The organism is Paenibacillus sp. FSL F4-0100 (assembly GCF_037993005.1).
In the GTDB taxonomy this organism is placed as follows: Bacteria; Bacillota; Bacilli; order Paenibacillales; family Paenibacillaceae; genus Paenibacillus_AQ.
Genome location: NZ_CP150303.1, coordinates 4,060,021 through 4,082,426, shown reverse-complemented (window position 1 = coordinate 4,082,426; position 22,406 = coordinate 4,060,021). Strand labels below are relative to the sequence as shown.

Genomic DNA, 22,406 nt, shown 5'->3' with positions numbered 1-22,406 from the left:
CTGATAGAAGGAAGAAAGGGGCATTCCTGTGAAAAAAGTGTTGATCATGATAGGTAATATCGCTCTTTATCTCGGGGTCTTTTATGCGCTGCTCTATCTGCTTCGCTCTACTTACAATTACGAAGTGACGCTGTCCTTCGCCAAGTTTCTGGATCGCAATCCAGCCATGTTTATGGCTGTTCTGTTCACGTTGATTACGCTTGTTTATTTGCTCATCTTTCGTATCAAAGGATGGATATGGCCCCATGCGGAAAAAAATCTGTTTCGCGCGTCGGGCTTTAAACGGCTGAAAACCTCGCGCGTCTTGTTAATGATTGGCTTGGGTCTTGCCGGAAGTTTGTTCAGTATCGGCCTGATCGTCATTGACGATATTGCGCGGCAATTTCCGTCCATTCCCGCGCTTGTCAACGATACGATCAGGGGGGATTCGATCTGGTATGTCATTCTGGGCGCCGGTTTGATCGGCCCGGCATTTGAAGAAATATTGTTCAGGGGTCTCATTTTCAGCGAGCTTCGCAGGGTTATGCCGGTATATGTGGCCCTGGTGCTGCAAGCCGCAGCATACGCTTACTTCCAGCCGAGCCTGGCGCTTTCGGTCATCAGCATCGGTTCGGGCCTGATTTACGGGTCACTGTATCTGCGCACCGGGTCGCTGTGGGCGCCTATTCTGGTACAGAATACGACCATGGGCACAATCTTTCTGTTTAAATACATCGGGTTCTACGAATGGTTTGGCAAGCTGGGCGATGTTTCGCTGTATATTATTACAGCGCTCTGTCTGGCTGCGTTGATTGGAGGTACCGTCTATGTCTGGCGGACCTCTGGCAGCGGCGGCATCGGCGCACGCGCCGGTCAAGCTCTGACGGCTGACACGCCGTCAGCAGCACAAAAGGGGGGCTGACCGCATGAAGGCGTGGGGAATGATGCTGGCTCGCGTGACTGTTGTTATCGGCCTGTATTTTGCATGGTTTTTTACCGTAACGACATTATTTTTCGATTATGTGTACCCCAAAAGCACGTGGTTTGAACAGAACACGGTAACCGTCATTATTTTGAACGATATGGTGGGTTTGCCGCTCATACTGCTGGCCTGGAGGCTTATATTCAAAGAAAATCTGTTTAAGGCGGCTAAGTTTCGCGTGATGGGCGGCAAATCAGTAGCGATCGCTTTATGGATCGGGCTTGGAGCCGGCCTGTTTACGGTCGCATTCTCCCGTCTTCCCGCCATTGCATCGGATAAGTACCAGTTCCGCGAATTGTTTGATTACCTGAACCGCGCGGAATGGTATGTATTTCTGGTTTTCCTGATTCTCGGAAATATTTACAAGGAGACGTTGTTCAGAGGCATTCTGATGAATGAGTTCAGACGCGTACTCCCGGTTTGGATCGCAATTGTGATTCAGGGCGTGTTGTATGGGGCGTTGTTCTTTTTCGGAGACATTCCGCTGTCGCTGTACGGTTTTCTCGGCGCGGTTATATTTGCGCTCTTGTATGTCTGGTTTAAATCCATTTGGGCGCCGATTGCCGCGCAAGTCGCCTGTCAGGGCAGCCAATACCTGCTTTGGCATTACGGGCCGGAGACGACGGACGTCACCGTCATGTCGGTTGTGATGGCTGTGGCGGCCGCCATGATTGCGGTTGGCATATTCCTTGCGGTCAAGCATCGCACTTCGATCTCCTCGACGCTGTCTTCCGAGGCGGTGACGCCATTGTGAAGGGACTGCGAATAGCGGGAAATACCGTCTTATATTTGGTCATTTATGCGGCGGTCGTGATGCTTGTCAATCAAGTCCTCTACAACTGGGTCGGCGATCCCGGGCTGAAAGACTGGATCAAAGGCAATTCCGGCATTGTGCTGATTGTATCCAATATCATCGTGCTTGCCGTCTATATTCCACTGCTTCGCTGGCAAAAAATTTCGCTGAAGGATTTAGGATTAGTTCCTGCGCGGGCCGGATCTTTGCTGCTTTCCGCCGGGACAGGCGTCTGGCTAGGCTTGTTTATCAGCGCTTTTACCCGTCTTCCGTGGGTAAAAGCGACCTTTCCTCCCATTTCGGATTTGGTCGCTTTTGTCGCTAGCGGCAGCCTGATCATTTTTGTGTTCGGCAGCTTGCTGCTGGGGTCTTTGCTGGAAGAATGGCTTTTCCGAGGAATGCTGTTCCATACGCTGCGTCAACGTCTTTCGGTTCCGTGGACAGTTCTGCTCCAGGCCGTATTGTTCGGAACGGTATTTATGAATGTGACGGTCGGCGCATTTGCGGCGCTAGGTGCGATCGTATACGGCGCCGTTCGCGCCGGGTCGTATTCGCTTTGGGGGTCGCTTGCGGCTCATGTGTGCAGCACAGGCACTTTGTATATCGTGCTGCAATGGGCGGGCGATTGGCAGTCCGGTACGCTTGGATTACTAGCCCTGATCAGCGGACTCGGCATCGCGGCGCATATGTTGCTGCTGCTGCGCGGGATTGGCGGAAGGGCGGACAAAGAACAGGCCGTTAAGCAATTCCATTACTAACTAGGAGGTAAGGGCGCCATGTTTCAACTGGATTTGCTGGATACCAAAAAAGACACATCCGGGCGGAAGGGGCCAAGCGGGGGATCCGTCTCCAATGTTTCCCTCAAGGATATTGCGATTGTCGGGATATCCGCCAAGCTGCCGCGCGCGGAATCGCATGAAGCATTCTGGGAGCTTCTGCGGAGTGGTAAGGATCTGGTAGGCGGGTTTCCGGATTCCCGCAAGGAGGAATTGAAGCCGTATTTGCGCCGCATGGAGGCGCAATACGGCTCCGTTTCCTTTTTTGACGGGGCGTATATCGAAGATATTTCGGGTTTTGACTATTCTTTTTTCCGGCTTTCGCCCAAGGAAGCCTCGCTGATGAGTCCAGCGCAACGCCTGTTCCTGCAGACGGCCTGGGGAGCGCTTGAGAATGCAGGGTACGGCGGAGCTGCGCTGCATGGTTCGCGCACCGGCGTCTTTATGGGCTATAACGGGGACGCGCTGCATGATTACAAGCGAATCATCGAAGCTTTGGACCCGGATGCCTTGTCCATGGCGGCGCCAGGCAATCTGAGCTCCATGATACCGAGCCGGATTTCGTATTTGCTTAATTTGCGCGGACCGGCGATCAGCGTGGACACCGCCTGCTCCTCCTCACTGGTAGCGGTCCATCTGGCATGCCAATCAATTCGCAGCGGTGAATGTGAGGCGGCGATTGCCGGCAGCGTCAAGATTAACGTGCTGCCGCTTGATACCGGTATACGGCTTGGCATCGAGTCAAGCGACAACCGGGCCAGAACATTCGACGACTCGGCGGATGGAACTGGCATTGGCGACGGGGTGATTGCGCTGCTGCTTAAGCCGCTGTCGCGTGCGCAGGAGGACGGCGACCCTATATATGCTGTCATCAAAGGCAGCGCGATGAATCAGGACGGCAGCTCGGTCGGCATTACCGCCCCGAACGCCCTCGCTCAGGAGGACGTCATTGTGCGCGCCTGGCAGGATGCGGACATTGATCCCGAAACCTTGACGTATATGGAGGCTCATGGCACGGGAACCTCGCTGGGTGACCCGATCGAAATCGACGGGCTGACGCGCGCCTTCCGGAGATATACCGATAAGCGGCAATTTTGCGCCATCGGCTCGCTGAAAACCAATATCGGCCATCTCGACCATGCCGCCGGCATTGCAGGGCTGCTCAAAGCTATCCTGTCACTTGTCCACAAGCAGCTTCCGCCAACGCTTCATTATCGCTCGCCCAACCGCAACATTCCGTTTGTGGATTCGCCCGTTTATGTCAATGACGAATTGACGCCATGGGAGACGAACGGCGAAGCAAGAAGATGTGGAGTAAGCGCGTTTGGTATGAGCGGGACCAATTGCCATGTTGTGCTGGAGGAGGCTCCTACCGGTACACCATCGGGTCATTCGGACAGAGCGGAGCTGTTCTGCTTGTCAGCGCACAGCATGACGGCGCTGGAGCGGCTCGTGCTGCAGATGCGGGACTGGGCTCAGGAGCATCGCGGTGATGAGAACCGCAGCCTAGCCGATCTTTGCTACACCTTGGCCGTTGGCCGGGGAGCCCATCGGTATCGCCTGGCGATTGCGGTAAGCGGCTGGGAGGAGCTTGTCCACACCTTGCATTCCGTTGCCGAAAGCGGCCTTAACGGCCTTGCGCTGCCGAACGTCCTCTTCGGGACAGCCGACTCAGCTCCGGTCGGGAATATGAGACAGCAACCCGGTTCAAATGAACGGGAATTGGAAGCGCTGGAGCTGGGCCAACGTTACGTGGGCGGATACGAGATCGACTGGAAGGCAATCTTTCGGGGACAACGCTGCCATCGGCTGCCGCTTCCGACGTATCCGTTCGATGCTCATCGTTGCTGGGTGGAGGAGACGCGGGCTGGAGCAGCGCTTCATATGCCATTTGCGGCCTGGAGCGGATATTCGCTCGGTGGAGATATTCCCGAGGAGCTTGGGCAAGAAATGAACGAGACGTTTGCCAGATGGCAGGCCGTGCTTCAGCGGAGCGGCGGGATGACGAGTCAGAGTCGCCGCGGCGTTACGTTAACCGGGGAGCGCTCCCGCCTGGAATGGGAGCAGCATGTCGCAGATGTTTGGGGAGAGCTACTGGGTTATGACGAATTGCCTGCGAATGCCGGGTTTTATGAGCTGGGCGGAGATTCCATTATTGCGCTCAAAATAGTAAACCGGGTCAGCGAGCTTGTGGGCGTCCGCATTCAGGCGGCGGATTTGCTGGGACATGCGGATCTGCCTTCGTTCACAGCGCTGATCGAGCAGCGTCTCAGGGAGAGCGGCGCGGTGACAGCGCAAAGAACAAGCGCAGGGCATGATCGACAAGGGGCAGGCGTTGGGATCGGCGAGAAAGAGGCGAACGGCGGGCAAGCAGTAGCCGGCACCAATGACGGGAAAATGGCGGACGGTACTCGTGACGGGCAAGCGGCGGCTGGAGGTGTTGGCGGATCAAGAGTAACCAGAGTGCAGGACGGGCCATTGACCGGCCAAGTGTCCGACTCTTTGTTCGGCGATACGCTGGAGCCGATTCCAAAGGCAGCTCCGCAAGAGCATTATCCGGTTTCATCGCCGCAGAAACGTATGTATTTGCAACAGCAGGCGATGCCGGATGATCGCAGCTATAATTTGCCCGAATTGTTGCACTTGGACGGGACTATTGATGCAGATCGGCTGGAGACCGTCCTGCAAGCCATTGTAGAGCGTCACGAGACGCTTCGCACCACCTTCCACGTCATCGACGGAGAGATCAGACAACGTGTTCACGACGCCATTTCTTTCCGCTTGATTCGCATGGAGGCCGATGAAGCGGAAGCGGACACCGTGCTGCAAAGCTTGTTCCGGCCGTTCAGGCTCGATACGGCTCCGCTGCTCCGCGCAGCTTTGCTGACGCTGGGGCCGGAGCGCCATGTGCTGTTTCTTGATATGCATCATATTGCATCCGATGGCATGTCGGCGGGCATTCTTTTGTCCGACCTGATGACTTTATATCAGGGAGGTTCGCTGCCGCCGCTGCCGCTGCAATACAAGGATTATGCGGTATGGCAGGAGAGCAGGCCGCTCTCTGGGAACGCCGAACGGTATTGGCGCGAGCAATGCCGAGGAGACTGGCCGACGCTTGCGCTTCCAACCGATGCCCCGCGGCCGCTCGTCAAAGGCAATCGCGGCGAAACGTTCGACGTCTACGTCGAGGCCGGTTTGATGAAGGCTGTGCGCAGCCTAGCGGCCGAATCGGGCACGACTCCGTTTATGGTGCTGCTATCGGCATATTACACGTTCCTCGCCCACTATACAGGGGCCGAGGACATTGCCGTCGGCACGCCGATTGCTGGACGGAATAGGCGCGTGCTAGAAGCGATCGCGGGCATGTTCACCGGCACGCTGGTGCTGCGCGCTTATCCGCGCGCGGACAAGCCATTCAGAGCTTTTTTGTCCGAAGTGAAAGAGATGGCGACTGGGGCTTACGCCCACGCCGATTATCCATTCGAGGAAATCGCGCAATGGATGGACAGAAGGGATGCCAGCCGGAGTCCGCTGTTTGACACGATGTTCATCATGCAAAACCTGGGTATTCCAAACGCTTCATCTGAGGGGTTGTCGTATCGCCACCAGCGCTTTGAGCATGGAACCGCCAAATACGATTTAATGATTCAGGCTGTGGAGAATGGTGCGGAATTGCGGCTTGTCGTGGAATATAATACCGATTTGTTTCGCCGCGCGACAGCCGAGCGGTTCATGCGGCATTATGTGCAGCTGCTGCGCAGCGTGACGCTCCGACCGGGCGCCACGCTCGGCGAAGTGGAGATGCTGACGGAGGAGGAGCGCCTGCACATGCTGGCGTTGGGGAGACGCGAAGCGGACTTTTCGCCGCCGCGCTGTCTGCATGATTGCTTTAAGGAACAGGCGCTGGCCGTTCCCGAACTGCCGGCCGTAGCTTACGGCGGTGAATCCATGACCTATCGGGAGCTGGATCGCCGCACCGATGCGCTGGCGCGTACCTTGCGCACCAAAGGGGTGGGACGCGGCAGCGTAGTCGGCATCATGGCGGAGCGATCCATTCCCATGCTGACCGCTATGCTGGCTGTTATGAAAGCGGGAGGCGCTTATATGCCTGTAGATCCGCATTATCCCGAGGAGCGCATCCGCTATATGCTGGAGGACAGCGGCGCGGAGCTGGTATTCGCGGACGGCGCGCGTTCCGCAGCCGCGGCCATCGTGCCGGCCTCCTTGCAGGTGCTGGACATAACGGATGAGACGCTGTTCTCCGGCGGAGACGATGCTGCCGCCGCAGGGGCACAGGATCCCGATGACCCGATGTATGTCATCTATACCTCAGGTTCAACGGGTCAGCCGAAGGGCGTCATGGTGCCGCACCGCAGCTTTTACAATTTCGGACATTCGCTCAGGACGTTTTTCGAGGGGCAATACGGCGAGGGAGACAGATGCCTCAGCCTGACCAATATTTCGTTTGACGTCAGCGTAGCGGAGCTGTTTATGCCGCTTATGTTCGGGGCGTGCACGGTACTTTACCCGGAGCCGAAATTGCTTGATCCGCGGCGAATTGCCGAAGTGATTGCGGAAGAGCGGATTACATTCGCTTATTTGCCGCCGTCTTTGCTGAAAGAGGTTGCGCGGCTGCTGGAACAATCGGCTTCCGCGATTACGCTGGACAAAATGCTTGTTGGGGTAGAGCCAATTCAAGATGAAACGCTGGAGCTGTATAAGAAGCTTAATCCCGAGATTCGGATTATTAACGGCTACGGCCCGACGGAGGCGACGGTTTGCTCCAATATGTACGTATACAAGCCGGGCGTTTACCGCGGCGACTATGTGCCGATTGGCGGACCGATGCACAACGTCGAAATTTATGTATTCGGCTATGGCGACCAACTTGCTCCTATCGGTGTAGCCGGGGAGCTGTATATTGCTGGCAGAGGCCTTGCCGACGGTTATGTGAACAAGCCGGATATGACAGCCGAGCGCTTTTTGCCGCATCCGTACCATAAGGGCCGCTTCATGTATCGAACCGGCGATATCGCAAAGTGGCTGCCGGACGGCAACGCGATGTACGTGGACCGGGTCGACCAACAGGTGAAAATCAGAGGCGTGCGGATTGAAATGAACGAGGTTCGCTCGCAATTGATTTCCCTTCCCGAGGTGGAGGATGCAGTTGTGGTCGCCCGCGAGCAGGCAAGCGGCGACAAGGAGCTGTGCGCGTATGTGGTCGCTTCGGACAAGCTCCCTTCGCGGGAATGGCGAAGAAAGCTGAAAGACAAGCTGCCGGAAGCGATGATACCGGCCTATATCGCGGCGATTGACGCGATACCGCTGACGCCGAACGGGAAAGTGGACCGGCGCGCCTTGCCGGAGCCAGAACTCGGGCTTCGGGAGCGGGGAAAGCCGGAGCTTCCGCGAGACGGGATGGAAGAGCGCGTCGCCGCCATTTGGGAGGAAGTGCTGGGCGATACGGCCGGACCAATTGGTATTCACGACGACTTTTTCGAGGTTGGCGGCCACTCCTTGAAGGCTGCCGTGCTGGCGGGTAAGCTGCAGCAGGCGACAGGCGCCCTGGTTCCGCTCAGCCTGATATTCGAGCTTACCTCCATTGCGGAAATGGCCGCCTGGCTGAAGGAGCGGGACGGTGCCGCTGTGGCGGCCGAGCCGATCCCGAAGGCGGAGCGCCGCGATTGGTATCCGATGTCGCGCGCCCAGCGCCGCCAATATATGATGCAGATGCTGGCCGGAGACGCCACCATGTATCATGTGCCGTTTGCGCTCCGCTTGCAGGGCAGGCTGGATGCGGCGAGGCTGGAAGACGCGTTTACGGCGCTGATCAGCCGCCACGAAAGCTTGCGGACTACCTTCCATATGACTAAGGACGAGTTCAGGCAAATGGTTCATCCGCCGTATGCGTTCAATCTGGAGACGCTGGATTACTCAGCGTTGACCGGAGACGAAGCGCTGCGGGGAGCACTGTCAGACGGCGCCGAGGTGACCAGGCTGATGGAAGTCTTTCAGTGCCCGTTCCATCTGGACAAGGTGCCTCTGCTGCGGGCGGGGCTATTGCGACTGAATGAGGAGGATCATCTGCTGTTGCTGGACGTTCATCACATTATTACAGACGGCGTATCCTCCGGTTTGCTGGTGAATGAGCTGTCGCAGTTGTATGCCGGACAAGCGCTGCCGGAACTGCGAGTGCAATACAGCGATTATGCGGTGTGGCAGGAAGCCGGATTTGCAAATGCCGCTTATGCAGAGGATGAGCGGTACTGGATGGAAATCTTCGAAGGCAAGCTTCCTGTGCTGGAGCTGCCGACGGATCGGCCGCGGCCGTCTCTGCCGAGCTATAAGGGCCGCCGCCATTCGTTCCGTCTCGACGCGCGAACAACGGCAGCGGCGCGAAAGCTGGCTCGGGAAGCCAAGACGACGCTGTATACGGTGCTGCTGGGCGCTTTTGCCGCGATGCTGGCCAAATACAGCGGGCAGGCCGAAGTGATTGTAGGCACCCCCGCCGCCGGCAGGGAGCATGCCGATATACATGGCATGATCGGCATGTTCGTCAACACGCTGGCACTGCGGACCAGACCGGCAAGAGACAAGACGGTAAGGGCCTATATGGCGGAGCTGCATAATCATGTCGTAGAGGCGCTTTCGCACCAGACGTATCCATTCGAGGAGCTGGTCGAAGAGCTGAAGGCCGATAGGGACAGAAGCCGCAATCCTTTGTTTGACGTTATGTTTGTCTTGCAAAATATGGACCGGGCGGTGATGGAAGCTGACGGCCTCGTCTTTGGCGAGATGCCGTTCGAGACGGGGACAAGCAAGTTCGACTTGACACTGGAAGCGGTGGAGCGGGAAGAGGAAATCGAGCTTCAACTGGAATACGCAACGGATTTGTTTTATGAGGAAACCGCGCGCCGCATGGCGGAGAGCTATACCGTACTCGTACGGGAGATGTACAGATCGCAGGGTCGCACGGTCGGCGAGCTTGAGCTGATGAGTGAAAGCGAGCGGGAGCAATTGCTGGCACTGTTGACCGGAGGAGGCATGCCGGTACAGGCCGCTAGCAGAGAGGGGAGCAATGGTAGGATGGAAACTCGAGCCGAGAAAGACACGACGGACCAGCAAGGAAATGCGACGGCTTCCTCGCAAGCCACGACGGAATGGACGGGGTTTGTCCAGGAGGTGGAGCGCCAGGCGGCGCGCACGCCGGATGCGGCGGCGATTCAATTCGGCACGGAGACGGTGACGTACGCCGAGCTGAACGAACGCGCGAATCGGCTTGCCCATTCCTTGCGGGCGAAGGGTGTGGGGCCTGAGCGCATTGTCGCGCTGATGGCGTCCCGTAGCCCGCTGCTGCTTGTCGCCATTTTGGGGATTCTGAAAGCCGGAGTCGCATACGTCGCCATTGATCCCGCTTATCCGAAAGAGAGGATCGACTGGATGCTTGAGGATTGCGGCGAAGCGCTTCTGCTGACGGAAAAAGCATATGCAGGAGTCGTAACGAGAGCCGTTGCCGAGTGGTATCTGGACGATCCGGAGCTGTATGCGGCGGACAGAGGCAATCCGGAGTTAGTCCATAAGCCGGACCATTTGGCGTATGTGCTGTATACGTCGGGCTCGACCGGGCGTCCCAAAGGAGTGATGATCGAGCATCGCGGGCTGGCGCATTTCATCAGCGGCTTCCGAGACCGGATTCCGTTTGAGAGGGGCCAGAGCATCCTGGCGATGGCATCGGTCTCCTTTGATATTTTTGTCGTTGAAAATCTGCTTCCGCTCACGCTGGGTATGCGGATTGTACTCGCGAGCGAAGAGGAACGGGGCGACGCCGCCTTGCTGGAAGGCCAGATTGACGCGCACGGCGTCGATGTGCTGCAAATTACGCCGTCGCGCTTCAAATGGTGGATGAATCAGCGAGGCGAAACGGACGGTTTGCAGAAGCTGCGCATATTGATGATCGGAGCGGAGCCGCTGACGGCCGATGTGCTCGGCAGGCTGCGCGCCGCTACCGGAGCCAGATTGTTTAATTTATACGGTCCGACGGAGACGACGGTGTGGACTTCGATCCGGGAAGTGACCGAAGGCGAGGACATTTCGATCGGTACGCCGATCGAAGGTTCCCTCATGATGGTGCTTGACGAAGGACTGAAGCTGCAGCCGACAGGCGTGACGGGCGAAATTTGCATCGGCGGGCCGGGCGTCGGGCGCGGGTATCTCAGCCATCCCGAATGGGATGTCGCTTTTGTGCCGAATCCGTATGCGCCGGGCGAACGCATGTATCGCACGGGCGACCTTGGGCGCAGGCTTGAAAATGGCGAGTTCGCCTACGCGGGACGCCGCGATTTCCAGGTAAAAATCAGGGGCCACCGGATTGAAATCGGTGAAATTGAACAGCTGCTGCTTCGCCATGAGCAGGTGAAGGAAACGGTCGTTACCGCATTTGAGGAAGAGGATGGGGAATATGCGCTTTGCGCGTATGTCGTCATGTTGAACGTCGCAGCAGCAGATGCAGAGCAAGACGGCGCCGCGCCATCCGGCCGGTTGACCGCGCAGTTGCGCGAATATCTCGCGGACAAGTTGCCTTCTTATATGGTTCCGGCCTTCATGGTCGTTCTGGATGCGATTCCGCTTACGCCAACGGGCAAAATCGACAGAAGGGCGCTGCCGGCTCCGGGACCAGCCGACACTAGCACACGAGAGCTTGTTCCGCTGTCGACGGATACCGAGCGCAAGCTGGCGGAGATTTGGAAGGAACTGCTCGGTACGGATGCGATCAGCGCCAAGGACAGCTTTTTCGATCTTGGAGGCCATTCCCTGAAGGCGGCGGGCATGATCAGCCGCATTGCGGAACGCTTTGGCATCCAAATGCCGCTGCGTGATATTTTTATGAACCCTACGCTTGAAGGTTTAGCGGCCCATCTGGACACTAGCGGAACCGTGGCGGCCGCACGCATTCCGAAGCAGCCGGAGCGCGAGCATTACCCGATGTCGAGGGCGCAGCGCCGCCAATTTATGATGGGGCTGATCTCGGGCGAGGCAACGATGTACCATGTGCCGTTCGCCGTGCATATGCAGGGCAAGCTCGATGTGGAGCGATTGGAGGAAGCTTTCCTTGCAATAATGCGCCGCCATGAATCGCTCAGGACGACGTTCCATCACGAGGAGGACGAGTTCCGCCAGCGCGTGCATGCGGAGCCGGTATTTTCGTTGGAGCGGGGCGCCAAGCTGAGAATGGCGGCGGGCAAGCTGCTCGCGGAAGGCGGAGACGAAGGATTATTCGGCGGCATCAGCGCGCTGATGGAGCGCTTTATCCGTCCGTTCGATCTCGGCAGACTCCCGCTGTTCCGTGCCGGATTGATTCCGCTTGGCGAGGAGCGCCATTTGCTGCTGCTGGACTTGCATCATATTATTACCGACGGCGTCTCCGTCAGCGTCCTGCTGCAGGAACTGACCACTTTGTACGGCGGCGGCGATCTGCCAGAGCTGGATATCCAGTACCGGGATTACACGGTATGGCAAGAAGAACAAATCGGCAGCGAGGCCTATATGGGGCATGAGCGCTACTGGCTGGAGGCGTTCGAAGGGGAACTGCCAACGCTGGAGCTCAAGACTTCCTTGCCAAGACCGGAGCTGCAAATCTTCAAGGGCAGTCTGATCAACTTCAGACTGGATGAGGAGCTGACGCTCCAGATCAAGGCGTTTGCGCGCGAGCGCGGCACGACGTTGTACACCGTTCTGCTCGGGGCTTATGCGATGCTGCTGAGCAAATGGAGCGGTGACGAGGATATCATTATCGGCACACCGGTAGCAGGCCGCAATCATGCGCAGCTGGAAGGGCTGATGGGGATGTTCGTCAATACGGTCGCGATTCGCAGCTTCCCGGAATCGTACCGGACCGTTGGCGACTATTTGACCGAGCTGCATGAGGATGTGCTGCGGGCGCTGGAACACCAGAATTACCCGTTTGAGGATTTGGTGCAAAAGCTGGGAATCGAACAGGACCGCAGCCGCAACCCGCTGTTCGATACGATGTTTATTTTGCAAAATATCGATCGCGTCGCTTACCGTTCGGGCGGCATTGAATTCGATCCCAAGGAATTCGATCCGGGCGTCAGCAAATTCGATTTGACGCTTGAAGCGGCGGAGCGGGACGGCAAGATCGTCTTTACGCTGGAATATGCGACAAGTCTTTTCCGCGAAGAAAATGCCTGGGCGCTGGCGGATGATTATACGGCGATCATACACGCGCTGGTCGAAGACGGAGCAAAGAAAAAAATCAGTGCTGTGCTTGCGGCAAGCAAGCTTGCTTGAACCAAAATTCTGAGCCTAAGGGGGCGGCGAACCATGAAGCTGTCGATGAAAAGGAAACCGTTTAACGAGTTTTGGATGAACTGCATGCTGAACCAGGCCTTTTCCATAGCGGTGTCCGAGGATCCCAGCTACAGGGATGCGGCGTATTTGAACATTTACCGGTACTTTCCTTGGGAGGCTGCAACCGACAAAGACTTCCGCTATCCGACTATTGACACGCTCTATTATATGGACGATCCGGCCAGATTCCCGCTGTCGCAGGTGATCCGCTATATCGAGCCCGGTCATTTCCGCAGCATGGAGACGGTGCCGGATGAAATCAGGGCGATGCTGGAGGGCGGACGCAACTTGAGCGTAAACGTCGATTTGTATGACTGGCTGCCGGGCAGTATGGCCTGGAAAAGGTTCCATTGGTATCATTATTCGCTGTTTAACGGATACGACAAGGAGCGCGGCGTCTTCTACGTCATTGACGATACGCTTGCCGGCTACGAGGAGCACGAGGTGCCGGAGGAAAGGCTGCTCAAGGCGTACGGCAACTCGGAATACAACGTGAACCCGAGCTATTTGGGGCCTGCCTTCTACGTATACAACTTGCAGGAAAAAATTCAGCCCTACGAGTTGAAGCTGACTGAAGTGGTGGAAAATGCGGAGCGGCTGGCGAGGGAGCTTGGCGAGTTCTCAATAGAGGGTATGTGGAATGTAGATTCCGACCCGGAGAAGAAGCAAGCTCATTTGACCTATGGCCTTGTCGGCGTCAACATCATTTGCAACCGGCATATAGCCAACACGTCGCTGCTCCGCTCCATGCGGGAGAAGGGGCTGATCGACGAAGCGCTGCATGAGTCGCTGTCCGGTCAGCTTGGCGTAGTGAGGGACGGATGGGATCTGGTGAAGGACCGATTTGTGACGGGGGACTTCAAACGCGGCAGAGAGCTGGCGCTCGCGGACGATTTGTTCGCGAAGGAAAAAACGTTCTGGACCACGCTTGTCGCCGGCGCGTAAAAGCCGCTTGCGTCAACATGTTACCCGGGAGGCGGGCGTTATGACGATATCTTTAATTTGTTTGCCATATGCAGGGGGCTCCGCTCAAGTGTACAAACGCTGGACGAACCGGCTGCATCCCGGCGTGCGTCTGGTGCCGGCCGAACTGGCGGGCAGGGGAAGCCGCATGGACGAGCCGTTCTATGCGGACGCGGCGGAGGCCGTGCGGGATTTGCTGCCGCTGGTAAGGGAGACGGCACTTGGCTCCGACTCCTATGCTTTATTCGGCCACAGCATGGGCAGCCTGCTCGAGTATGAGGTGCTGCATGCGCTGCGGGAAGAAGGATTCCCGCTGCCTGCGGCAGTCTTCCTCTCCGGCAGAGGGGCGCCGCATTGCGAGCAGAAGGAGGCTCGCCGGACCCATCTGCTTCCGGATGACGAGTTTCTCGAGGAAGTGAAGCGGCTCGGCGGCATGCCGGACGAGCTGTTCCGGCATCGGGAGCTGCTGGATATGTTTATGCCGATCCTAAGAGCCGACTTCAAGCTTGTCGGCGAATACGAGCATCGGATGCGGCCGCCGCTGCCGCTCCGGCTTACCATCTTGAGCGGTAAAGATGACGGCTGCGTCAAAGGCCCGCTCGGCGAATGGGAGCGGTATGCGACGGGAGGCTGCGAGCTGATGCTGTTTGAAGGCGGACATTTTTTCCTGCATGAGTGGGAATCCGATGTTGTAGCGGTGATTAACAAAAAGCTGACCGAGGCGCCTGCCCCGATCTGACCCGTAAGGAGCGTGATGGAAGATGCTGAACAAACATGCGATATGGTTTCCCGGTCAGGGATCGCAGCGCGTCGGGATGGGAAAAATGCTGAGCGAGCGGTATCCGGTTGTCAAAGCGACGATGGAGGAAGCGAACGAAGCGCTGGGCATGCGCCTTGACAGCCTGATGTATGAGGGACCGACAACGGAGATGACGAGGACGGACAATGCCCAACCCGCTATTCTTGCGCTTGGTGTGGCAATGTACCGCGTCTATAGTCGTGAATGGTTATACCTGCCTGCGATGGCAGCCGGCCACAGCCTGGGCGAGATTACCGCTTTAACCTGCGCGGGAGCCATAACGTTCCCGGATGCGCTCAGGCTCGTACGCCGCCGCGGCGAGTTGATGCAAGGGGCCGCCGCTGCGGGGATCGGCACAATGGCCGCCGTGAACGGGCCGAGTCCTGATGTTGTCGCCAAAGTATGCTTGGAAATCAGCGCAGGCTGCACGGACGGAAGCCGTATTGTTGTGGTATCGAATATGAATTCAGAGCGGCAAACGGTGATTTCGGGCCACAAAGAGGCTGTCCATGAAGCGTCCGAAAGACTGTCCGCCCATGGGGCCGCAGTCATTCCGCTGCAGGTAAGCGCGCCGTTCCATAGTCCGTTGATGGCGCCGGCGGCGGCGCAATTTGTCGAAGTGCTGAGCCGCGTCTCGTTTGGAGAAATGGATTTTCCCGTCGTTTCCTCCTTGACGGGTCTGCCATACGGAAATACGGCGGAGATCGCGGGTATGCTGGCAAGGGGATTGACGGACCCTGTCAATTGGCCGGCTGTCCTTGCCTTTCAGAAAAGTATTGGCGTTGCCTCTGCCGTAGAACTGGGTCCGGGCAATGTATTGAAACGGCTGGCGCCAGCGGACGGACTGCGCGTATTCGCTTTTGACGACCAGGAGGATGAAGCGCATCTGGTTGCCGCAAGCCGGCAAACGAACGCTTATTCGATTGATCTGCTGAATCGTTGTCTGGCTATCGCCACTTGCGTCCGCAACCGCAACTGGAACGCGGCTGAATATGAACAAGGCGTCGTTTCGCCTTACCGCGGCGTGCAGCAGTTGGTCGATCGGCTGCGGGAGACGGGAGAGCAAGTGGCGGAAGCGCATGTTCGGCAAGCGCTGGCGATGCTAGAATCGGTGTTTCGCACCAAAGGCACGTCCGCCGATGAGCAGGAGCGGCGACTCGCAAGGCTGTGCGATGAGTTCGGCCTGCGCAGCTTGCCGGGCGTTTCTCCTGCCGACCGACCTTACGCTGGCAGTCTATTATAGGAAGGAGCTTGGTCATGGGTATCCGGCTGGCCAATGACGATTTAGAACAGGATGGAGCCCGGGGCCCCGCGGGGCTGCCGTCTCCCGTGGAGATTTTGCAGGCATTGATCCGCTTCAATACAACAAATCCGCCGGGCGAGGAAGCCGCATGCATCATGTATATCCGGCAACTGTTTGAGGATACGGGCATTGAGACGCGGACCTGTTCGCTTGATCCGGCCCGGCCCAATCTGCTGGCCAGGATAAAGGGCAGCGGGAAGGCACCGCCGTTGCTGCTGTACGGGCATGTCGACGTCGTTGGCATAGGCATGCAAGACTGGAGCCGCGACCCGTTCGGGGGCAACATCGAGGGCGGCTTCGTCTGGGGGCGGGGTGCTCTTGATATGAAAGGCGGCCTGGCGATGCTCGTATCGGCTTTCCTCCGCGCGCATGTCCGCAAGCTGCCGTTGCGCGGCGATCTCATTCTGGCGATTGTCAGCGACGAGGAAGCAGGGGGCGAATACGGGGCTTCCTTCCTGGTAGAGCGGCATGCCGATTATTTTGCGGGCGTCAAGTATGCGCTCGGCGAATTCGGCGGCTTCTCGTTTCATGCGCTGGGAAAAACCTTTTATCCGATTATGGTGGCGGAGAAGCAGCTCTGTTGGCTCAAAGCGACGATTCGAGGAGACGGAGGCCATGGCTCCATGGGCAAGCCTGGAGCCGATTGTATGGCGCAATTGGGGAACATGCTTCAATCGCTTAGCAGGAATAAGCTGCCGATACGTGTGGCACCAGCGGCGCGGTTGATGATTGAAGGCATGGCCGCCGCACTGCCGCTGCTGCCAGCGCTGCTGCTGAGAGGGCTGCTGCGTCCCCGGCTGTGCGGCCTCATCCTGAAGCTGCTGGGGGAAAAGGGCGAGACGTTCGCCCCTCTTCTGCGTAATACGGTCAGTGGGACCGTCGTTCACGGCGGCGAGAAAATCAACGTTCATCCAAGCGAAATTACGGTTGAGCTCGACGGCCGAACGCTGCCGGGCGTCACTCCGCAGCAATTTATGGACGAGCTGCGCCGATTCGCGATTCATGATTCGATCGGGTTGGAAGTGCTGCGCCATGATCCATGCGCCGCAGCTCCCGACATGGGAATGTTCGATTTGCTGTCCGATGTGTTGAAAGAAGCGGATAAGGAGGCCGTTACGGTGCCGATGCTGCTGCCCGGAGGGACTGACGGAAGATGGTTTGCGAGGCTCGGCATCCAAACCTACGGTTTCCTGCCAATGCCACTGCCCAAGGACATGCAGTTTACCAAACTGATTCATGCGGCTGATGAACGCATTCCTGTAGAAGCGGTCGGGTTCGGCACGGATGCGATTTACCGGGTGCTGGAACGGTACGGAGCGATGCCATGATGCCTTTTAAAACGTTTTGAATATTCGCATATTTACAATTTTATTAGCGCTTGAAATGCAAATGGCCATTTCAAGCGCTTTTTTTGCATAGCTTTTCAAGATTGTGAGCATGGACACAGCGTTATTTCTATGAGTTGCCAACAACAGCTTTTGCACGATTGGAGTTATAGATGATGGCAAAGGATTCAACGTTGAAGAATGTTCACAAAAAAGTTTAGTTTTATCTATTGTAAATAGCTATGTAGAGGATAAACTTAAGGGAGCATGCAATTTGAATCTACAGCGTGTGAAACAAACGTTTCATTCACGTTTAAAATGTAATAGAGGACTACAAAGGCGTAGTCTTACTAAAGCAAAGAGGCTTAAGGTTATAGCATTCCTACTTGTTAGGAAGCGGTATAACTTTAGGCCTTTTTGTGTTTATTCTCTGGTATGGGAGATGAGGAAATGGCAAAAATTTGTTTCACACCTCTTTTAGTCGAGAACAGAATCGATGTTCAAAAGTGTATCACGGCTGTAATGGTTGCTATGCTCATTGCAAGTAAAATGGTTCCAAAAAACTGCACCTAAGAAGTAGAGGAGGGTACCCATGAGTATCGATAAAAAGATGATTGAAGAGATGGTTCGTAAAGTCATCATGGAAAAAGTAGGGGCTGATGCTATTGAACAGAACGTTCATAGAGGTCCTGGAGGGATTACTTCTATTAAAGTGCCAAATATGAAAGTAACAGAAGAGGATCGTCTCGATACAGGCAACCCTAATGATATCGTCTATTGTAAAGATCTTTTTTCGCTAAAGGAAAGTCCAAGACTTGGCTGCGGTATCATGGAGATGAAAAAAACAACCTTTGACTGGACACTTAACTACGATGAAATTGATTATGTGATTGAGGGACATCTGGATGTTATCATCGATGGTACAAAGGTGTCAGCTGGACCAGGAGAAGTGATCCTGATTCCAAATGGAAGTAGGATTCAATTTTCTGTGCCAGAATATGCACGATTTATCTATGTAACATATCCGGCTAACTGGGCAGAACAAGCGTAATATTCTAATTTCTACTCGCCGGAGAAATCCGAAACCGAAACCGCCGCAACAGTAATGTACGTATACTCCGGGCTCCATGGTTTCAGAACCGGGGCTTTAGCGATGCCCCGGTACCAATTTCGAGCGGACTAGCTGCCAGAATAATTCCCGACCGGCGGGCAGGATCTCCTGATACAATCCTTGTATTCTGCGGGATGATGTCTAATGAGACAAATGTGACCACATTACGAACAGTACTAAAGCCTGATTCTCTGGGCTTTTTTTTATACCTATTGTAGGATTTTGACACAAAATTGGGTGCATTGTGGAGGACCTTTGTCGATTAGGTGTTTCAACGAAGAAGGTTATCAACCTGAGCTACGACATTCGAATTTATTTACTAACAAAGCAGAAGCTTATAGCGTGGTCACGTCCTATATTGATTATTATAACGAGCGTTGTATTCACTCAAGCATCGGAGTATCAACCATCACATCTCTTTGGTGATCAACTTCGAGTCTATTGCACTTACAGCAAATCGTATTTTTTAAGCTATTCTCGGTCTTCCGTATCTATTTTTCAATCTAGCACTTGTTTAATGAAACATAACTACATCTTTCACGTATATCCCTTTAGTTCTATATTTTAACAGAGAAAACGATAGAGAAACCTATAGAGAAACCTATAGACTATCGTAGAGGTCACGTGTATGTCGGTTTTGAAAAAACGAAAGTGGATTTTATGGTTGTCAGCTTTAGTCCTTATCGTTGCAGTTCCAATAACAATTTTCATGCAAATAATCATTCATTCTAATGTACCAGAACTTGCAGAAGGAAGCATTGAGCAGCGTTATGCACAGCAAGGAAGCTATCATGTAAAGGTAGAAGAAGTTAAGAGTACGAACGGTGAGGCTTTATTTAGAATTTACTACCCAGCATTTCAAGGAGACGAATCCTATCCTATTATTTCTTGGGGGAATGGGACAGATGCCACGCCAGATCGTTATGATGAGCTCTTAACTCATCTTGCTAGCTGGGGATTCATTGTAATAGATTCCTATAGCAAGACAACAGGAACAGGTAAAGAAATTGTGGAGGCTATTGATTATTTGAAAAATGAAAACCAACTAGCAAACAGCTTGTTTTATCAAAAAATACAAATGGAGCATATTGGTGTAGCTGGACATTCTCAAGGGTCTACTGGGGTTATTAATGCTCATACCAACTATATAAGTGGATCCTTGATTAAGACGGTTGTATCCATCGCTCTCCCGGATTTGAAGCATTGTGATCCAGAAGATGTGTACGATACAGCACTTATTACCGTTCCTTTCCTCATTATGGGCGGTACACGAGATTTTCTAATCTCACCGGTATCAACGAATCAATTAGCCTTGCATAGTACTAACGCAAGTACGCCTGTTATGATGGGGATGGCAAAAGGTGCAGCTCATACAGCGATTGAAGGTAATGGTGGCAATCATAGGGGTTACTTGACGGCTTGGATGAGATATCGGCTGTTTGATGATCAGGAAGCCATGAAGGCATTTCATGGGGATTCTTCGGAGATGTTGCATAATACAAATTGGGTGGACGTTAAACAAGCAAATATGGATGATAAAAAATTCGTGCAATAACAAAAGAACGGCATTTTTTCCGTTCTTTTGTTGATGTAGTCATTGAACTAACGGAGGCGATGGCGATAGTTTAATTGATTTAGGCAGAAGCGACAAATGTCGGAGAACAAGAAAATTGCTGAGAGACAAGAACATAAGCCGATTACTAGTTAGATAAGTATTTTAGTCATGCCTTTGCAACACACGCGGTGCAGACTGAGAAGTTACCATTAGATATCGTTAAAGAACTTCTTCATCAGAAAAATATTGGAGTAACAGAATACTACACCGTACCAACTTCCCAGCAGATTACGCTAACGGGCAGATTAGTACATAGATATCAGAATTTTACATAGGAGTGTAGTCCACCATCAAATACTAATCGTATGGAAAAGAGTCTAGATAAACAATATACTAGCTATAAAGTTATTTGTTGAGGTGAATATCAAATGGATGAAGTCGATGAATCAAAACAAATTGTATTACAAATCGGCGGTGCCTTGAAAAAGTACAGAAAAGAAAAAAACATGAGTTTAGACGACTTAGCGGAATTAACGGGCGTAAGCAAACTTACTCTGGGAAATATCGAACGTGGCGATACAAATCCAACTTTGGCGATTATATGGAAAATTTCAAAAGGCATATCTTTACCGTTATTGGCTTTGTTCAAATCAGAAGACCCTGTTAGTTTGTATCGAGCAGGCGAAGGACTGCGGTTTTCTAATGATCAAAAAAATTGGATCATTGAACCAGTCTTTAAAAACGCAAGCAGCGATATTGAAATGTGTCGGGCTTACTTACAGCCAAATAGCTCGTATCACCCTGAAGGTCATCATGTGAATACAACTGAAATTGCGACAGTAATGACGGGTTCCATTGAAATTCAAGTCAATGGAGAGATTTACACATTGAATCAATATGATACGATCAGTTTTCGTGCAGATTCTCCTCACTCTTATACGAATCATACGAATAGTGAAACAGTGCTCCATATATCCTTAAAATATGGTTTCTAAAAATCGAAAATGCCACTTATTCAATACAACTCCGAATTCCATGACGGGAATTCAGAGTTGTATTTTTGTTTTTAGATGAGATCAGGTATGTTATGAAATACTTCTTGTTAAAAATAGTATATTATAATATACTTTTATTATTCGCGCGGATGTTATAGCATAGTTTTTTCAATCAGCAGGAAAGAAATAATATGTCTGAATTTAAGAAGGAGAAATGAAGAATGCCGAACAAACAAAATAAAAAGGCCGTACCATCCTCAATAGGGCTGATCATTCTCGGCATTATTGTTATTGCAGCTAATTTACGTACTCCCTTAACCTCAGTTGGTCCTTTAGTGAGTTTTATAAGGGATGACGTTCATATTTCAAATACATTAGCAGGCCTGATCACAACGGTACCCTTGCTTGCCTTTGCTTTATTATCGCCTCTAGTACCAAAGTTAGGACGAAGGTATGGGGTTGAGCGTATCATTTTGATTGCCCTAATCTTTCTGACTGTTGGTATTGTAATACGATCTTTATCTGGCGCAGTTAATCTGTTTATTGGGACAGCAGTTCTTGGATTCGCAATTGCCATTTGTAATGTATTATTGCCCAGTATAATTAAACGGGATTTCCCAAATAAAATTGGCTCCATGACAGGAGTTTACTCCATTTCAATGAATTTATGTGGAGCAATCGCATCGGGAATCAGTGTACCGCTAGCCATGAACGCAGGGCTAAAATGGCAGGGAGCATTGGGAATATGGGGGATTCTAAGCTTTGTATCGATTCTCTGTTGGTTACCCCAATTAAGAAATCAAACGAAACAAACAGCCAAGACGAGTCAACAGATGGTCAGCAACGATGTGAATGTTTGGCGATCCCCGCTTGCCTGGCAAGTAACCTTGTTTATGGGTATACAGTCCATGGTTTTCTATGTGCTGATCGCATGGTTGCCTGAAATTTTAAAGCAGCAAGGAATTGACTCCAATCAATCAGGATGGTACCTCTCGATCATGCAGTTAGCTATGCTTCCATTTACCTTTATTGTCCCCGTTATTGCTGGACGTATGTCTAGCCAACGTTTGTTAGTGGTCATCACAACCATCTTGCTTTTGACGGGGACGCTCGGACTTCTTTACGGCAGTTCCAATGTCATTCTGTTGTGGATCATCATACTCGGAATTGGTGGAGGTTTCGCCTTTAGCTTGGCCATGATGTTTTTCGGGTTACGTACTGAAAATGCGCATCAAGCAGCGGAACTGTCTGGCATGGCGCAATCGATTGGATATCTTCTTGCCGCAATCGGTCCTGCCCTTATAGGATACCTGCATGATGCGACAAATAGTTGGAACCTGCCACTTTTCATTCTGCTTGGCGCTTCGGTTTTACTCTTTTTAGTCGGTATTGGAGCAGCAAGAAACCGTTTTGTAGGCAGCCGAAATAGCTACGAGCTGCAACGGAAAGGACGATAA

General features: G+C 53.6%; 12 protein-coding genes. All 12 read left to right on the top strand.

The features are described from left to right. The first annotated feature begins 28 nt into the window (after positions 1-28). Positions 29-901, top strand: coding sequence for a type II CAAX endopeptidase family protein (locus tag MHH48_RS18360; RefSeq protein ID WP_076321407.1), 873 nt, complete (start codon positions 29-31; stop codon positions 899-901). Between the two features lie 4 nt (positions 902-905). Next, the gene (locus MHH48_RS18355) at positions 906-1,715 is read left to right on the top strand and encodes a type II CAAX endopeptidase family protein (RefSeq protein ID WP_076321406.1); all 810 of its coding nucleotides are present in this window, start codon (positions 906-908) and stop codon (positions 1,713-1,715) included. Beyond that, positions 1,712-2,512 carry a CPBP family intramembrane glutamic endopeptidase gene (locus tag MHH48_RS18350; RefSeq protein ID WP_256720425.1) on the top strand — a complete coding sequence of 267 codons (801 nt, stop codon included), beginning with the start codon at positions 1,712-1,714 and terminating at the stop codon, positions 2,510-2,512. The genes MHH48_RS18355 and MHH48_RS18350 overlap by 4 nt, the downstream gene beginning before the upstream one ends. 18 nt (positions 2,513-2,530) lie before the next feature. Beyond that, complete coding sequence (locus MHH48_RS18345; protein ID WP_076321405.1) at positions 2,531-12,838, top strand: non-ribosomal peptide synthetase; 10,308 nt, start codon at positions 2,531-2,533, stop codon at positions 12,836-12,838. A 33-nt stretch (positions 12,839-12,871) separates the two neighbouring features. Then, complete coding sequence (locus MHH48_RS18340; RefSeq protein ID WP_076321404.1) at positions 12,872-13,843, top strand: hypothetical protein; 972 nt, start codon at positions 12,872-12,874, stop codon at positions 13,841-13,843. A 40-nt stretch (positions 13,844-13,883) separates the two neighbouring features. Beyond that, positions 13,884-14,600 carry an alpha/beta fold hydrolase gene (locus MHH48_RS18335; protein WP_083659573.1) on the top strand — a complete coding sequence of 239 codons (717 nt, stop codon included), beginning with the start codon at positions 13,884-13,886 and terminating at the stop codon, positions 14,598-14,600. A 22-nt stretch (positions 14,601-14,622) separates the two neighbouring features. After that, the gene (fabD, locus tag MHH48_RS18330; protein WP_076321403.1) at positions 14,623-15,903 is read left to right on the top strand and encodes an ACP S-malonyltransferase; all 1,281 of its coding nucleotides are present in this window, start codon (positions 14,623-14,625) and stop codon (positions 15,901-15,903) included. A 14-nt stretch (positions 15,904-15,917) separates the two neighbouring features. Next, positions 15,918-17,291, top strand: a complete 1,374-nt coding sequence (locus MHH48_RS18325) for a M20/M25/M40 family metallo-hydrolase (RefSeq protein ID WP_076321402.1) — start codon at positions 15,918-15,920, stop codon at positions 17,289-17,291. A gap of 589 nt (positions 17,292-17,880) precedes the next feature. Then, a complete protein-coding gene (locus MHH48_RS18320; RefSeq protein ID WP_076321401.1) occupies positions 17,881-18,339 on the top strand; it encodes a cupin domain-containing protein in 459 nt (152 codons plus the stop codon). 688 nt (positions 18,340-19,027) lie between these two features. Continuing rightward, positions 19,028-19,954 (top strand): alpha/beta hydrolase, encoded by a 927-nt coding sequence (locus tag MHH48_RS18315; RefSeq protein ID WP_076321400.1) that lies wholly within the window; start codon positions 19,028-19,030, stop codon positions 19,952-19,954. 428 nt (positions 19,955-20,382) lie between these two features. After that, positions 20,383-20,949, top strand: a complete 567-nt coding sequence (locus MHH48_RS18310; RefSeq protein WP_076321399.1) for an XRE family transcriptional regulator — start codon at positions 20,383-20,385, stop codon at positions 20,947-20,949. A gap of 221 nt (positions 20,950-21,170) precedes the next feature. Next, the gene (locus tag MHH48_RS18305) at positions 21,171-22,406 is read left to right on the top strand and encodes an MFS transporter (RefSeq protein WP_076321398.1); all 1,236 of its coding nucleotides are present in this window, start codon (positions 21,171-21,173) and stop codon (positions 22,404-22,406) included.